Origin of the sequence: Cryptosporangium arvum DSM 44712 (assembly GCF_000585375.1) — a bacterium.
Classification (GTDB): Bacteria; Actinomycetota; Actinomycetes; order Mycobacteriales; family Cryptosporangiaceae; genus Cryptosporangium; species Cryptosporangium arvum.
Map to the genome: position 1 here is coordinate 2,439,596 of NZ_KK073874.1, position 15,533 is coordinate 2,455,128.

13 protein-coding genes are annotated in these 15,533 nt (G+C 72.7%); 9 read left to right on the plus strand and 4 right to left on the minus strand.

The genetic code is table 11. From position 1 onward, the window contains the following. Nucleotides 1–76 precede the first annotated feature (76 nt). From CRYAR_RS11405 to CRYAR_RS11415, 3 genes are read left to right on the plus strand one after another with little or no spacing between them, the layout of a single operon-like run. The gene (locus CRYAR_RS11405; protein WP_035850448.1) at nucleotides 77–949 is read left to right on the plus strand and encodes an ABC transporter ATP-binding protein; all 873 of its coding nucleotides are present in this window, start codon (nucleotides 77–79) and stop codon (nucleotides 947–949) included. Nucleotides 950–952: 3 nt separating this feature from the next. Further along, a complete protein-coding gene (locus CRYAR_RS11410) occupies nucleotides 953–1,672 on the plus strand; it encodes an ABC transporter permease (RefSeq protein ID WP_035850449.1) in 720 nt (239 codons plus the stop codon). Nucleotides 1,673–1,705: 33 nt separating this feature from the next. Continuing rightward, entirely contained in the window at nucleotides 1,706–4,768 is a 3,063-nt protein-coding gene (locus CRYAR_RS11415) for an ATP-binding protein (RefSeq protein ID WP_035850450.1), read from the plus strand. On the opposite strand, the gene CRYAR_RS11420 is transcribed toward CRYAR_RS11415, so the two are convergent. Continuing rightward, a complete protein-coding gene (locus CRYAR_RS11420) occupies nucleotides 4,744–5,352 on the minus strand; it encodes a DJ-1/PfpI family protein (protein WP_035850454.1) in 609 nt (202 codons plus the stop codon). The genes CRYAR_RS11415 and CRYAR_RS11420 overlap by 25 nt on opposite strands. Before the next feature lie 35 nt (nucleotides 5,353–5,387). Between CRYAR_RS11420 and CRYAR_RS11425 the strand changes: the two genes are divergently transcribed. From CRYAR_RS11425 to CRYAR_RS11435, 3 genes are read left to right on the plus strand one after another with little or no spacing between them, the layout of a single operon-like run. After that, nucleotides 5,388–6,719, plus strand: coding sequence for an aminotransferase-like domain-containing protein (locus CRYAR_RS11425; protein ID WP_035850456.1), 1,332 nt, complete (start codon nucleotides 5,388–5,390; stop codon nucleotides 6,717–6,719). Nucleotides 6,720–6,723: 4 nt separating this feature from the next. After that, nucleotides 6,724–7,173, plus strand: coding sequence for a DinB family protein (locus CRYAR_RS11430; RefSeq protein WP_245620431.1), 450 nt, complete (start codon nucleotides 6,724–6,726; stop codon nucleotides 7,171–7,173). A 2-nt stretch (nucleotides 7,174–7,175) separates the two neighbouring features. Continuing rightward, nucleotides 7,176–7,655, plus strand: a complete 480-nt coding sequence (locus CRYAR_RS11435) for an SRPBCC family protein (RefSeq protein ID WP_035850463.1) — start codon at nucleotides 7,176–7,178, stop codon at nucleotides 7,653–7,655. On the opposite strand, the gene CRYAR_RS11440 is transcribed toward CRYAR_RS11435, so the two are convergent. After that, entirely contained in the window at nucleotides 7,645–8,343 is a 699-nt protein-coding gene (locus CRYAR_RS11440; protein WP_035850464.1) for a CTP synthase C-terminal region-related (seleno)protein, read from the minus strand. The two genes, CRYAR_RS11435 and CRYAR_RS11440, sit on opposite strands and share 11 nt — an antisense overlap. 79 nt (nucleotides 8,344–8,422) lie before the next feature. Between CRYAR_RS11440 and CRYAR_RS50140 the strand changes: the two genes are divergently transcribed. The 3 genes from CRYAR_RS50140 to CRYAR_RS11455 are packed head-to-tail and all read left to right on the plus strand — an operon-like array spanning nucleotide 8,423 to nucleotide 10,739. After that, on the plus strand, nucleotides 8,423–9,295 hold the full coding sequence (locus CRYAR_RS50140) for a LysR family transcriptional regulator (RefSeq protein WP_035850470.1): 873 nt from the start codon (nucleotides 8,423–8,425) through the stop codon (nucleotides 9,293–9,295). Between the two features lie 20 nt (nucleotides 9,296–9,315). After that, a complete protein-coding gene (locus CRYAR_RS11450; protein WP_051570038.1) occupies nucleotides 9,316–9,738 on the plus strand; it encodes a MarR family winged helix-turn-helix transcriptional regulator in 423 nt (140 codons plus the stop codon). A 23-nt stretch (nucleotides 9,739–9,761) separates the two neighbouring features. Then, entirely contained in the window at nucleotides 9,762–10,739 is a 978-nt protein-coding gene (locus tag CRYAR_RS11455) for a zinc-binding dehydrogenase (RefSeq protein ID WP_051570039.1), read from the plus strand. A gap of 286 nt (nucleotides 10,740–11,025) precedes the next feature. Here the strand turns inward: CRYAR_RS11455 and CRYAR_RS11460 are convergent, their stop codons facing one another. Further along, nucleotides 11,026–13,383 carry a hydantoinase B/oxoprolinase family protein gene (locus tag CRYAR_RS11460; protein ID WP_035850471.1) on the minus strand — a complete coding sequence of 786 codons (2,358 nt, stop codon included), beginning with the start codon at nucleotides 13,381–13,383 and terminating at the stop codon, nucleotides 11,026–11,028. Continuing rightward, nucleotides 13,380–15,491, minus strand: a complete 2,112-nt coding sequence (locus CRYAR_RS11465) for a hydantoinase/oxoprolinase family protein (protein WP_035850474.1) — start codon at nucleotides 15,489–15,491, stop codon at nucleotides 13,380–13,382. The genes CRYAR_RS11460 and CRYAR_RS11465 overlap by 4 nt, the downstream gene beginning before the upstream one ends. Nucleotides 15,492–15,533 lie beyond the last annotated feature (42 nt).

Genomic DNA, 15,533 nt, shown 5'->3' on the forward strand with positions numbered 1-15,533 from the left:
CGAGTGACACCACGTCACACGATGACGTGACACGGTGCCCCTGACCGCGCGGCCCGGATCCCGGTGCGATCGAGCCATGTCAGTCATCGAAGTCGAAGCGCTCAACCTCAGCTACGGCGACTTCCACGCCGTCAGGGACGTGTCGTTCGAGGTGCGCAGCGGGGAACTGTACGCGCTGCTCGGCACGAACGGAGCCGGCAAGACGTCGACGCTGGAGACGATCGAGGGCCACCGCGCCCCCACGTCCGGCACCGTGCGTGTCTTCGGGCACAGCCCGCGCGACCGGCGTGCCGTCCGGCCGCGGATGGGCGTCATGCTGCAGGAGAGCGGGTTCTCCCCGGACCTGACCGTGCGTGAATCGGTCGGTCTGATCGGCGCGCTCACCCACCGCACCGACGACGTCGGGCGCGTGCTCGACCTCGTCGGGCTCACCGGGAAGGCCGGGACGACGGTGTCCCAGCTCTCCGGGGGCGAGAAGCGGCGGCTGGACTTCGCCACCGCGGTCTTCGGCACCCCCGAGCTGATCTTCCTCGACGAGCCGACCACCGGGCTGGACATCCAGTCCCGGGACGGCCTGTGGGAGACCGTCGACCGGCTCCGCGAGAAGGGCGCCACGATCGTGCTCACCACCCACTACCTGGAGGAGGCCCAGCAGCGCGCCGACCGCATCGGCCTGATGCACCGGGGCGCGCTACGGCGCGAGGGCACGGTCTCCGAGCTGACCCGGACCCTGCCGTCGGTGATCCGCTTCCGGCTGCCGCCCGGCGTGGGCGTGCCACCGCTGCGTGCCTCCCGGCAGAGCGACGGGCGGTACCTGATCGAGACGCACGAGTTGTCGAAGGAGCTGTACCTGCTGCTCGGCTGGGCGCACGACGCCGGGGTCGAGCTGCACGACCTCGAAGCCGGGCCGACCCGGCTCGATGACGTCTTCCGAGCACTGGAGAGCTGAGCCATGTTCGCCATCGCACGCAGTGAGCTGATCCAGATCTTCCGCAACCGCCTGGTGCTGGTCAGCGGGTTCATCATGCCGGTGGCGGTCGGCGCGTTCTTCGTCTACCGCCACGAGGTGTTCGGCGAGCTCGCCAGCCTCGGCTACATCGCGGCGGTCGTCGCGTGCACGGTCGGGGCGTTCGGGCTCTACACCAGCCTGGTGACGACGCTCGCGTCACGTCGGCAGAATCTGTTCCTGAAGCGGTTGCGGTCCACCGCGGCCGGTGACGCCGGGATCCTGGTCGGGTTGGCGCTCCCGGCCACCGTGCTGGCGCTGGTCCAGGCCGTCGGCATGCTGATCGTGCTGGGCGCGGTGGCCGGTGGGCCGTCGAACCCCGTCGTCGTCGCGGTGGCGGTCGTCGCCACGTTCGCGATGATGCTCGGGCTGGGCCTGGCCACCGCGGGGCTGACCAACTCGCCGGAGCACGCCCAGGTGACGACGTTGCCGGTCAGCCTCGGCGTGATCGCGGTCGCCAGCTGGGTCGGGATCGCCGGTACCGAGTCGCTCACGCTGCTCAAGCGCCTGCTCCCCGGCGGAGCGGCCACCGAGCTGATCGTCGGGGCCTGGAACGGTGGGGTCGCGGTGGGCGAGTCGCTGCTCCTGCTGGCGCCGACGCTCGCCTGGGTGTTCGTGGCGCTCACGCTGGCGGCCCGGATGTTCCGCTGGGAGCCCCGCCGCTGAACCGCGCTCCCGCCGGACCGGCAGGATGGACGCGTGACGGCGTTACGGCTGGCGGTGCTCGGGCCATTGCGGATCTGGCGTGGTGACGTCGAACTCGATCCCGGCCCGCGCCAGCAGGTCTATCTCCTGACGCTGCTGCTGGCCCGGGCCGGCCGGCCGGTCAGCGCCACCGAGCTGATCGAGCTGATCTGGGACGACGACCCGCCGGCCACCGCGCTCAACACCGTCCAGAAGTACGTCGGCAGCCTGCGCCGCCTGCTCGATCCGTCGCTCCTGCGGCGGCGCGGGAACGGGTACGTGTTCGTGGCCGGCCCCGAGACGCTGGACCTGGTCGCGTTCCGGCAGCTGATCGCCGAGGCGCGGCGGTCGGGTGACCTGGACCGGTACGTGGCGGCGCTGAAGCTCTGGCGCGGCCCGGCGGGGGAGGGCCTCGACCACGGCCCGGCCGCGACCGCGGTGTTCGCCGCGCTGGACGCCGAGTTCTTCGACGCGTGCGTCGCGGCGGCCGAGCTCGCCGGGTCGCTCGGCCGGGCCGAGCGCGTACTCCAGCCGCTGCTGCTCGCCGCGCTGATGGCTCCGTTGCACGAGCCGGTGCAGGCGAGCCTCGTCGCGGTGCTGGCGGCAGCCGGGCAGCAGGCCGAGGCGCTCGCGGTGTACCGGGCCGTCCGCGACCGGCTCGTCGGTGAACTGGGCATCGAGCCCGGCCCGGCGCTGCGCGCGGCGCACGCGCGCGTGCTCGAACGATCCCCGGTGCCCACACCCGGCCGGGACGCGCCTGCGCTCGTCGGCCGGCGCGGCGAGCTCGCGGTGGTGCGTGACGCCCTCGACGCGGCGTTCGCCGACGAGGCCGGGCTCGTGCTGGTCGAGGGCGAGCCGGGGGTGGGTAAGACGTCGCTGCTGGAGGCGGCGGCCGCGGAGGCCGAGCGGCGCGGCGCCATGGTCGTCTGGGGACACTGCGTCGAGGGGGAGGGCGCGCCGTCGATGTGGCCGTGGGTGCAGGCGATCGGCGCGATCGTCGACGGCCGGCCCGACGCGGAGCGGGAGAAATGGCTCGCCGGTGAACTCGGGCGCCTGCTGGAGCCGCGTGACGACGTCCTCGGCGAGCCCCGGGGCGGCGTGCTCACGGTGCCGGTGCGCTCGGACACCGGCGCCCAGTTCCGGCTGTTCGAGCGGGTGCTCGCGCTGCTCGCCCAGGTGGCCGCCCGGCAACCGCTGTTGCTCGTGCTCGACGACCTGCAGTGGGCAGACGTCGCCTCGTTGCAGTTGTTCGGGCATCTGGCGGCGCGACCGCCGCGCCGCACGGTCGTCGTCGGCGCGCTCCGCGATCGCGCGCCCGTTCCCGGCGCCGAGCTGACCCGCGTGCTCGCCACCGCCAGCCGCAACCCGCGGCACCGCCGGACCCGGCTCGGCCCGCTCGGCCCCGGCGAGGTGGCCGAACTCGTCGTCCGGGAGACCGGCCGCCCGGTGAGCGCGGAGCTCGCGCGCCGGGTGCACGAGCGGACGGCGGGCAACCCGTTCTTCGTCCGGGAGCTCGCCCGGCTGCTGGCGTCGTCCGGTGCGGCCGCCGGGCTGCCCGCCGGTGTGCGTGACGTCGTCGTGGACCGGATGGCCGGGCTGGACGCGGTCTCCGGCGAGCTGCTGCGTATCGCCGCCCTGATCGGCCGGGACGTAGAGCTCGGGCTGCTCGCCCGGGCGGCCGGCCTCGGCGTCCCGGACTGTCTCGACCGCGTCGAGCCGATCGAAGCGCTCGGCCTGCTCGCCCCGGTACCGGGCGACTCGTTCGCGCTGCGGTTCCCGCACGACCTGATCCGCGAGTCGGTGCTCCGGACGACACCGGCGGCGATCGTGCCCCGGCTGCACCTGCGGGTCGCCGACGCACTGGACCGCGAGGACGACGTGGAGACGCTCGCGCACCACCTGGCGGCCGCCGGGCCGCTCGCCGACCCCGGGCGAACCGCGAAGGCGCTGGTGGGGGCGGGCCGTCGCGCGGCGGCCAAGTCGGCGCTGGCGACGGCCGAGCGGCAGCTGCGCTCGGCGGCGGGGGTCGCGCGCGCGGCCGGCCGGGACGAACTGGAGCTGTCCGCGCTCTCCCAGCTGATCGCCGTCGTCGGGATGCGGTCGGGGTACGCCGGATCGGCGCTCGACGAGCTCGACCGGGCCGAGCAACTGGCCCGGGGCCTCGGCCGGGAGCGGGACGCCACCGACTTCCTCTATTCGCGCTGTGCCACCTACTCGCAGACCCTGCAGTTCGAGCGGGCCCGGCCGCTCGCGCGCCGGCTGCTCGAGGACGGCGAGGCGTCCGCCGACCCGATCGTGCGCGGCTACGGGGTGCACGCCTGGGGCATCCACCAGTGGGACCTCGGCAACATCGGCGAGGCCTACCGGTACCTGCGCCGGCTGGACGTGGGGGGCCGGGCGGACCGCGAGACCCATCGGCTCCGCCACGACCTGCTGGGCTTGTCGCCGGCGATCCTGGCCCAGGTCACCGCGTTGCACGGAGAGGTCGACGCCGCGCGCGAAATGTTCGAGACGGTCGCGGCCGCCGCCGGGGACGATCCGCACGCGGTCACGCTGACCGCGAGCTTCACGTCGACGACCGCGATGTTCGTCGGTGACCCGGCCTGGGCGCTGAGTGCCGCGGAGCGCGGCATCGCGGCCGACCCCGGCTTCTCGTTCGTCTTCTACGGCGCCTACCTGCGGATGAACCGCTGGTGGGCGCACGCGGTCACCGGCCGGGACCCGGCCCGGGCCGCGGCCGAGATCGAGGCGCTGATCACCGCGACCGTGCTCGACCCACCGCTGACCGGGGTGTCCACCCGGTTCGGGCAGCTCGCCGAGGCCTGGCTGGCCGCCGGCGAACCGGACCACGCGGCCGCCGCACTCGACCGCGCCGAGGACCTCCTCACCACGTACGGGCAGCGCTACGCCGAGGGCCACATCCTGCTGCAGCGCGCCCGGCTGCTGCAGGCCAGGGGCGCCCCGGCCGACGCGGTCCGGGCGGCGGTCGAGCGGGCCCGCGCGGTCTCCACGCAGCGCGAGGCGCACCTGTTCGCGCGCCGCGCCGCCGCCGTTCAGGACACGGGCACCGGCAGGTAGGGGGCGATGGCGCGCCGGGCACGCTCGACGTACTCCTCCTTCTCGCCGACCGGGGCGACGTAGTGCAGCGCGTCCCGGGCGGCGTCCGCGCCGACGAGCCGGGTGACGACCCACCCGGCCAGGTACTGCGACGCGAGGCACCCACCGGCGGTGGCGACGTTGCCGTCGGCGTAGAACGGCTGGTCGAGCACCTCGACGCCGGCGGCGACCACCCACGGCTTGCTGGCGAGATCGGTGCACGCCGGAACACCGGAGAGCAGCCCCAGCCGGGCCAGCACGAGCGCCCCCGAGCACTGGGCGCCGACGAGCTGCCGGGCCGGGTCGAGCCGCGCGAGCGTGGCCATGATCGTGGGGTCCTCGACCACCTCGCGGGTGGCGATGCCGCTGCCGACGAGCACCGCGTCGGCGTCGCCGGCCTCGTCCAGCGTGGCCATCGACTCGATCACGACGCCGTTCATCGACCGCACGGTCGGGGTCGGGGCGGCGATCGTGGCCCGTAGCCCCGGTATGCGGTTGAGCACGCCGAGTGCGATGAGCGAATCGAGCTCGTTGTATCCGTCGAAGGTCAGGATCGCGATGTGCATGCAGTCACGGTATCCATGACAGTCCAATAATTGTCATGCATACAATTCCGTCCGTGTCCCGGTACAAAGCACTCGTCGACTCCTTCGCGGCGGACATCCGAAACGGCGAACTCGCGCCGGGCACCCGGCTGCCCACGCACCGCCGGCTCGCCGCCGACCACGGCATCGCGGTCGTGACCGCCACCCGCGTCTACGCCGAGCTCGAAGCGATCGGCCTGGTCAGCCGCGAACAGGGGCGGGGCACGTTCGTGCGTGACCTCGCCCTGCCCGCCGGGCTCGGCGTCGACCAGGAGGTGGTGGCCGCGGACGCGGTCGACCTCAACTTCAACTACCCGTCGCTGCCCGGGCAGACCGACCTCCTGCGCCGGGCGCTGCGCGATCTGGCGACGTCGGGCGACCTCGAGGCGCTGCTGCGCTATCAGCCGCACCGGGGCCGGCCGGCCGACCGCGCGGCGGTGGCGCACCATCTGCGCCGGCGCGGGCTCGAGGTCGATCCCGCCCGGGTGCTGATCGTCAGCGGGGCCCAGCACGGGCTGGCCGTGGTCGGGCTGGGCGCGTTGAAGCCGGGGGACCTGGTGGCCGTCGACCCGCTGACCTACCCGGGGTTCAAAGCCCTGGCGCAGTCGTTGTCGCTGGAACTGGTGCCGGTGGCCGGCCTGGACGCGCTCGCGCGGCTGTGTGCCCGCCGACCGGTGCGCGCGGTGTACACGATGCCCACGCTGCACAACCCGCTCGGCACGGTGATGCCGCTCTCGTCGCGGGCCGCTCTGGCCGATCTCGCTCACCGGCACGACCTCCTGCTCATCGAGGACGGGTCGTACGCGTACCTGGAACCCGATCCGCCGGCGCCGCTCGCGGCTCTGGCGCCGGAGCACACGGTGTACGTGTCGGGGCTCTCCAAGAGCGTGGCCACCGGGCTGCGGGTCGGGTTCGTCGTGGCCCCGCCGGTGCTGGGGCCCGCACTGGAGCGGGCGATCCGGCTGACGACCTGGAACACCCCCGCGCTCAGCACCGTGATCGCGTGCCGCTGGCTGGAGGACGGGACGGTCGACGACCTCGAGGTCCGCAAGCGCGCGGACGCGGCGGCGCGCCAGGACGTCGCACGGTCGGAGCTGGCCGGGCTGACGCTCGTCGGCCACCCGTCCTCGTACTTCACCTGGCTGCCGCTGCCCGACGACGCCCGCGCCGACCGGCTGGCCGTCACCCTCGGCCGGGCGCGGATCTCGGTGACGACCGCGGAGCCGTTCAGCGTGGCCTCACCCGCGCCGCGGGCCTTGCGCCTCGCGCTGGGCTCCACCGACCTGGAGAGCCTGCGGGTGAGCCTGCGGACCGTCCGCCGGGTGGTGCTCGAGGATGCGTTCCAATAGACCGATGTACGAGACCTTCCTCGATGAACACCGCGCCGAGATCGTCGCGTCGCTCGACGGCCTGACCGAGGAGCAGGCCCGCCGCCCGCTCGTGCGGTCACGGACCACGCTGCTCGGGCTGGTCAAGCACCTGATCTTCGTCGAGAAGGTGTGGTTCGACGAGGCGATCACCGGGCGGTCGCGGGCGGAGATCGGCATCGGCGCGTCGCCGGACGAGTCGTTCGTGCTCGAGGACGGGGACACGATCGCGAGCGTGGTGGCCGAGTACGAGCAGACCTGCGCGGAGTCGCGCCGGGCCGCCGCGGCGCTGTCGCCCGACGACGTGGTGACCGGCAACCGTCGCGGTCCGCTGCCGATGCAGTGGGTCTACCTGCACATGCTGCGCGAGACCGCCCAGCACTGCGGCCACGCCGACATCCTCCGGGAACAGATCCTCGCGGCCGAGGGGGCGTAGCGATGCCGGTGGTGGAGGCCTCGATCACCGTTCCGGTCCCGCCGGAGGTCGCGTTCGCCGTGTCGCAGACCACGGCCCCGATCCGGTACCGGTGGGATCCGTTCGTGCGCGAGCAGCACTTCGTCGACGGCGCCACCGCGCCCGGCAAAGGCGTGCGGACGTTCACCCGGTCGCGGCACGGCTTCACGATGGTCAGCGAGTACGTCTCGTTCGCGCCGCCGACGCACGTCGGGATGACGATGGTGCGCGGACCCTGGTTCTTCGAGCGGTTCGCCGGTGGGTGGCGGTTCGCGCCCGCCGCCGAACCCGGGCACACGGTGGCCACCTGGCGGTACAACTTCCAGTGCCGTCCCGGCTGGCTGCGGCCGGTGGCCCACCGGATCGGCAGTCGGCTGCTCGGCCGCGACATCCGGCACCGGATCGTCGGCTACGCGGCCGGCTGCGCCGACCCGGTGGTCCTCGCGGCGGCGGTCACACCCTGACGCCCGCCAGTGCCGCGTCGGTGAACGCGTGGATGAGCGGGTGGGCCCAGTGGAGGTCCGACGAGAGCTCGGGCTGGAACAGCGAAGCCAGGAAGAACGGGTGGCCGGGCAGCTCCACCATCCGGGCTGTGCCCTCGTCGTCCACCGCCGAGAACACCAGCCCCGCCGCCTCCAACCGGGCCCGGAACCGGTCGTCGAGGCCGTAGCTGCAGAAGAACCGCTCGACCCGGCGGCCGGCCCCGAGCACCTGCGCGGCCCGGGTGCCGGGTGCCACGATCACGTCCGCCTCCTCGCCGAGCAGCGAACAGTGCAACGCGACGATGAGCGGCTCCGCGCCGGCGTCGAGCGGCTGCTCGGCGTGCTCGACGTCGAGACCGCACACCGAGCGGGCGTACTCCAGCAGCACGTGCTGGAAGCCCCCGCACGTGCCCAGGAACGGCACCCCCGACGTCCGGGCCACGGTCACCGCGTGCAGCACCCCGTCCCGGTCGACGTAGGGGCCGCCGGGCACGGCCCAGATCCCGTCGAACCCGGCGAGCCCGGTCAGCCGGGCCGCGTCGGTCGAGGCGATCCAGTACACGTCGACCTCCCGTTCGCCCGCGGCCTGACGCAGTGCGTCCGGGATCCGCCCGTGCGCCAGGACGTGCGGGGAACGGTCGCCGATCAGAGCTATTCGCGCGGGTCTCATGGGTCCAGCGTCGGGGCCGGGCGAGATGGAGTCCAACGATGATTTGGCGCCCGGACATCACGATTCCTAATGTCGCGCCATGGACCTGCGTCACCTGCGGTCGTTCGCCACGGTCGCGCGTACCGGCTCGTTCACCGCGGCCGCCGCCGAGCTCGGCTTCACGCAGTCGGCGATCTCCCAGCACGTCGCCGCCCTCGAAGCCGACCTGGGACGACGGCTCCTGCACCGCCGCCCGGTGCGGCTGACCGAGGCGGGCACCCGCCTGCTGACCCACGCGCAGCACCTCCTGCTCCGCGCCGACGTCGCCCGCCAGGAGATCCTCCGCCGGAACGCCCACCGGCCGGCGACGATCGCGGTGACCCCGCTGGCGGCCGGCGATCGACTCCTCGGCGCGCTCGGCCTCGTCGACCTGGTGGAAGTGGTTCTCGGCTCGGCCGACGAGGCCGTGAGCCGGCTGGCCGCCGGCACCGTCGACGCGGCCGCCGTGGACGGTGTGACCGCCCCCAACGGTCCGCTGGGAGTGACCGAGCCCGGCGTTCTGACCCGCGCGTTGATCGCCGAGACGCGGCTGGAGGTGCTGCTGACCGCCGACCACCCGCTCGCGACCGCCGGCGGGGTCGACCTGGACTCGGTGCGTGACGCGCGCTGGATCGACGCGCCGGACCTGCGCTGCGACGTGCCCGGGGCGGCGGCCCCCACCACGACCGGCCGCCTGCGTTACCGCGGCACGGACCTCAGCCTGCTGGCCCGGTTGGTGGCCCGCGGGCACGGGCTGGCGTTGCTCCCCAGTGGACTGGCTCCGGAGACCGCCGGTGTCGCCCGGGTGCCGCTCGTCCGCCCGGACGTGGTGCACCGCACCGAACTGCTGGTTCCCCGCGGTCGGGCGGACCAGCTGAGCGCGCTGCTCGCCGGGGTGGTCGCGGGCGAATTCACGGAGAATCTCCACGAGTAGGCGCCGGTAAGCTTCGCCCTGTGGCGGTGGACGAAGTAGCGGCGTCGTTGCTGTACCAGGTGATGGCCGTGGCCGGTCAGGTCACCGGCCGGATGCAGGAGGGCCTCGAGCGGCTGGAGCTGACCGGGCCGACCGCGAACCTGCTGTGGGTGCTCGATCCCGAGGGTGACCCGCAGTCGCTGCGTAGGCTCGCCACCCTCCTGCACTGCGACCCGTCGAACATCTCGCTGCTCAGCGCGCAGCTGGAGGAGCGCGGGCTCGCCGAGCGACGCCCGCACCCCCGCGACGGCCGGGTGCGGACGCTGGTGCTGACCCCCGAGGGCCGGAAGGTCCGCCGGCGCCTGCTCGACGTCGTCGCCAAGCGCTCGCCGTTCGCCGAACTCGACGCCACGGAGCAGCGGGTGCTGCAGGGCCTGTTGGCCAAGGCGCTCAAATCTGCTTGAGAAACTCATGTACCTTCTCAGGTATGAACAGCGATCCTCGGCGGGTACGGCTGACCGCGGCCGGTGGCCCCGACGTGCTCCGGGTGGAGCCCATGTCGGTGCCGGAGCCCGGCCCGGGGCAGCTCCTGGTGGCGGCGGAAGCCGCCGGGGTGGCCTTCAACGACATCTCCACCCGGGAGGGGCTCAACCCCGGCCCGAGGCCCGACGTGCTGGGCTTCGACGTCGTCGGCCACGTCGAGAAGGTGGGGGCCGGCGTCGAGGACGTGGTCGTCGGCCAGCGGGTCGGCGCGCTGGTCGGCGTGGGCGGGTACGCGACCCACGTCGTGGTGGCCGCGGGACGGGCCGCGCCGCTCCCCGAGGGGCGGCCCGCCGAGGAACTCGACGCGCTCGTGCTCAACTACCTGACGGCCTGGCAGATGTTCCACCGCGTGGTCGAGCCGGCCCCGGGGCAGGCGGTGCTGGTGCTAGGCGCGGCCGGCGGCGTCGGGTCGGCGCTGTGCCAGATCGCCCGGGCCGCCGGGGTCGAGGTCTACGGCACCTCGAGCCCCGCCCGGCGGGCCCGGGTCGAGGCCAACGGCGCCACCTGGGTCGCGGACGCGGCGGTCGTGCCGGTGAAGGTCGCGGCCACCTTCGACCCGGTGGGCGGGCCGTCGCTCGCCCGTTCGCGCCGCGCCACGAGCCGTTCAGGCGTCGTCGTGTCCTACGGCTTCAGCTTCGCCACCGGGGCCGGGTACTCCCGGGTCGGCGCGATGGCGCGGACGGTCGGTGCGCTGGTCCGGGCAAAGCTCACGCCCGGCGCGCGGGTGGCGGTGCACACGGTGGAACGGGTCGTGGACAAGGATCCGGCGGGATTCCGGGCGGACGTGACCGCGCTGGTCGAGCAGTTGGAGGCCGGAGTTCTCCGGCCGGAGGTGACGGTGCTGCCGCTCGACCGGGCCGCGGAGGCACACCGCCGCCTCCAGAACCGTGAGGTGCAGGGAAAGCTAGTGCTCGTTCCCTGAGGGGGCGGGTGCGCGGTCTTGGTCCGGGGTGGGGGCGGGTCTTGGTCCGGGGTGGGGGCGGGTCTTAGTCCGGCGTGGGGCGTGGGTCTCGTCCGGAGTGGGGGCGGGTCTCGGTTCGGAGTCGGGGCGCGGGTTTTGGTCCGGGGTGGGGGGCGGGTCTTAGTCCGGCGTGGGGGCGCGCTTCTTGAGCCGGAGTGGGGCGCGTGTGTTGGGCCGGAGTGGGGCGCGTGTGTTGGGCCGGAGTGGGGCGCGGGCCGAACCCTCGGAGGGGCCGGCCCGCGCGGAATCACACGCCGGCGAAGCGGGCGATGTCGGTGCTGTGGTCGACGTGGACCTTGGGAACGACCCCCGAGTACACGGCGGTGTAGCAGCCAGGACAGGACAACTGCCGGAACACCACCTCGTCGTCGATGTAATCCCTCGGGTCGGAGACGATCTGCGGCCCGGCCTCGGTAACCGGACCGTCGTAGCGCAGCAGAGCCAGCTGCGTGTCGGTCGTGGTGTCGGCGAGCTTCTGACCACAGTGCGCACACCCGACCAGCGAACCCGACATGACGAGGTTGTCATCGATACGCCGCGCCGTGGCCAGGTCGACAGTCCCAGCCGGATCCGAAGCCTGATCCGAAGCCGGATCCGGAGCCGAAGTCGCAGCCGGATCCGGAGCCGGAGCCGCTCCGGATCGTGAGCCTCGGGCCTCGGCGAGCTCACGCCGCCGTTCCGCGGTGGCCTCCACATCCGCCGACCCGTCGGCGGCCAGCACGACACCGTAGACGTCCGCGGCCGCCCCGGGCGTGACCTTGAACTCGCGGACATCGGCCGCGACCGCCTCCGGGTCACGCCGCAGCGGGTCGCCGTACCCGCCACCGCCCTGCCAGTTCATGTAGAGCACCTCGCCGGGGGCCAGGTACGACTGGGCGTAACAGGGCGCGATCTCGGCCTCGCCGCCGAAGTCCTCCACGGACTGCGGGATCCTCCCCTCGGCCAGCGCCCGGTGGACGTCGGCGCCCCGCACGAGCACCTCGAGCCCGGTGTTGCCGGGATAGCCGCCGGCGAGCCCGTTGTTCTGGGCCACCGCCTTCCCGGCGGACGCGAACACCACGCCGGCCGGCACCTGCGAGCCGTGGAGCGCCACGGCGAGCGACGCGCTCACCCCACCGCGCTGACGGCCCGGACCACCGGAATCCGCCTCTTCCCGCCGCCACAGGGTCAGCAGCGGATAGAGGAACTCGGTCATCTCCACGTCGGGGATCCGACCCATCGGGATGCAGAACAGGCCACCGGTGTCCATGCCGTCGAGCTCGGGGCGGGCGCCGTACCCGCCGGCCATCGGCTCCATCATGATGTTCAGGAACGGCACCGGCGCCTCACCGCGCTGGTCGAGCCCGGCGACGACCGCCGTGTCCCAGGTGCCGCAGCAGGCCGCCTGGACGCTCTTGCCCAGATCGGGGGAGCAGTCGAGTAGCTGCGAGAGACACTCGGCGACCAGCGTTCCGGTCAGCCAGGCGGGCCCGATCGGACCCCGGCCGACCGCCGCCGGGAACGTGGCGTTGTTGATCGTGCCTTCCTCGGAGATCAGGTCGAAGCAACGCATCAACCCGCCCGCCGACCACGGGATGTCCTGCGCGAGCATCGGTAGCAGCGCCAGCATCACGCCGCCTCGCATGCCCGCGTAGGTGCAGTTGATGACGCCGGCCTGCGGATCGGTGCCGGTGAAGTCGAACGTCAGCCGGTCGTCCTGTTTGACCATCGCGACCGTGATCTTGTGGACGCCGCGGTCACCCTCGTGCGACTGGTCCTGGTAACCGGTGGCCTTCCAGGTGCCGTCGGGCAGCGAGCGCAGCTTGTCGCGCAGCCGGCTCTCGGCGTCGGACATCATCCGCTTCATCACGGCCTTGACGGTGTCGGCCCCGTACTGGTCGATGACCTCGTGCAGGCGCTTGCGGCCGACGGTGTTGGCGCCGATCTTGGCCCGCAGGTCGAGGCTGACCAGCATCGGCACCCGGGACCGGCGGATCCACAGGTCGGCGACGTCGTCCTGGAGCGCGAAGTCACGGACCACCTTCACCGGTGGCGTGGGCAGCGCCTCGGAGAACACGTCCTGTGCCGCCGGGCTGAACGAGCCGAGGCCGACGCCGCCCAGATCGGGCTCGTGGCAGATCGCGCTGGTCCAGGCGAAGAGCTTGCCGTCGTGGAAAACCGGCTGGTAGACGATGACGTCGTTCTGGTGCAGGCCGCCGCCGACCCAGGGGTCGTTGCAGAGGAACATGTCACCCTCGCGGATGCCGGGGTTGGTGGCCCGGTTGCGCAGCGTCCAGTAGATCGCCAGGTCGACGGCGCCGACCAGCATCGTGTTGTAGAGGCCTACCTGAACTTCTTGACCGACCTCGTCGCAGATCGCGAAGTCGAAGTCGTTGGCGTCGGTGACGATCGGGGACCCGGACATGCGCTGCAGCGCTTCGCCCATCTCCTCGGTGACCGACCAGAGCCGGTGGCGGATGACCTCGTAGGTGAGCGGGTCGAGGCCGTCGATCTGGTCCTGGGTGACGGAGTGGACGGGCAGGCTGTCCGGCAGTTCCGCGGCGAGTGCGTCGGGGTCGACGGGTCGGCTCGCGAAGCGCTCGGAACCGGGGATCGGCATGGTCATGAGCGGGTCTCCGTGGTGATCGTCAGGTTGCCGAGGTGGTCGACGGTGCCGCTCATGCCGGGCGGCACGACGACCGTGGTCGTCGGCACCTCGATGACGGCCGGCCCGGCGACGACGTGTCCGTGCCGCAGGGCGCGGTAGTCGTAGACGGGCGTGTCGACGTATCCCTGCCGCGGATCGAGGCAGATTTTGCGGACGTCGGACCGCGCGGCCGCCGGGTCGGGCGTATCGGCATCGGCGAGCTTCGGCAGCTGCGGGTTGAACGGCAGGATGCCGGTGGCTCGGACGCGGAACGTGATGGCCTGGATACCGGCGGCGCTGAAGCCGGTGCCCTCACCGAAGAGCTCGGCGTACCGGCGCTCGAAGTCTTTCGCCACCGTGGACATCGCGCCGTCGTCGAGCCTGCCCTCGGGCACCGTGACCGACACTTCGGCCAGCTGCGAGGTGTAGCGCAGATCGATCGAGCGGACGTACTCGATGCGGTTGTAGCGCAGGCCCTGCCGCTCGAGGTCAGCCGCCAGCGTCGCTTCCAACTCGTCGAAGTGACGCTGGACCTGGGCGGCGGGCAGCGGCATCTGACCGGGGTCGGACACCTCGCGGGCCAGCACGATGTCCGAGGAGGCCAGACCGTAGGCGGAGAACGCCGATGCGACCGGGCCGAGGGGCACGACGACCTCGCGGACGCCGACCTCGGCAGCGTACGAGGCACAGTACGCGGGGCCGGCCCCGCCGAACGCGTAGAGCACGAACTCGCGCGGGTCGTGCCCGGCCTCGACGACGGTCTTGCGCAACAGGTCGCCGGTCTGGGCGTTCTGGATCGCGTAGATCGCGGCGGCGGCGTCCTCGACGCTGAGTTTCAAGGGTTCGGCGATCTTCGTCCGGATGGCCTCGCAAGCGGCCTGGAGGTCGAGTGCCTTGCGCCCTCCGAGCAAGCCGGACTCGGGCAGGATGCCGAGAACCAGGTTGGCGTCGGTGTTCGTCGGTTCGGTGCCGCCGGCGCCGTAGCAGGCCGGGCCCGGCACCGACTGGGCGCTGCGCGGGCCTACGCGCAGGTTGCCGCCGGCGTCGATCCACGCGATCGCGCCGCCGCCGGAGCCGATCGCGTGCACCTCGAGCGTGGGGACGTTGATCGGGTGGTGGTTGATCACCGTGGTGCTCGTGCGCACCGGCTCGCCGTCGACCACGAGCCCGACCAGGAACGTGGTGCCGCCGACGTCGGTGGAGATGATGTTGCGATGGCCGAGCTGCTGACCCAGTGAGACCGCGCCGACGACACCGCCGGTCAGCACCGAGCCGACCGTGCTGATCGCGGCGCGGGGCGCCTCGGCCGCCGCGATCGCGCCGCCGTTGCTCTGCATGACCAGCAGCGGGCCGGTGAGGCCCTCGGCACGCAGCCGCTCCTCCAGCGTGCCGAGGTAGCTGCGCAGGCCCGGGCCGATCTGGGCGCTCATGATCGTCGTCGAGCTGCGGGCGAACTCGCGGATCCGCGGGCTGACCTCGCTGGAGAGCGCGACGAAGACGTCCGCGTCGATCTCGTGCACCAGCTCGCGGATGCGTTGCTCGTGGGTGGGGTTCTTGAACGACCAGAGCAGTGACACCGCGATCGAACGGATGCCTTGGTCGAGCAGGCCACGCACCGCGACACGCACCGATTGCTCGTCGAGCCCGACGATGACGGTGCCGTCGCGGTCGAGACGCTCGACGACCTCGACCGCGTGCCGCTTCGGGATCAGCGTGTGGCTCTTGGTCTGGCCCAGCACGTTCTGGAGCTGGTCGGGCGAGGAGCCGAGGTAACGACCTTCGACGTTCATGATGAAGATCGAGTCGCGGTGGCCCTGCGTCGTGATGAAGCCGACCGGCGGCACGTTGCCCATGACCAGAGCGTTCAGCGACGACGTGGTGCCGTGGGCGATGTGGTGGGTCTTCGCGAGCATCTGCTCGAGCGGCTCGCCGAGGTTCTCGGCCAGCACCGCGAGGACATCCATGACGCCCTGGGAGTAGTCCGGCGGCGTCGACGGAGCCTTGGCCGCGACCAGGTTGCCCGAATCGTCGTCGAGCACCGCGTCCGTGAAGGTCCCACCGACATCCACACCGATGACGTAAGCCATGTCAGTCCGCCTTGCGTTCTGTGTCTGGGCTCACACAACATA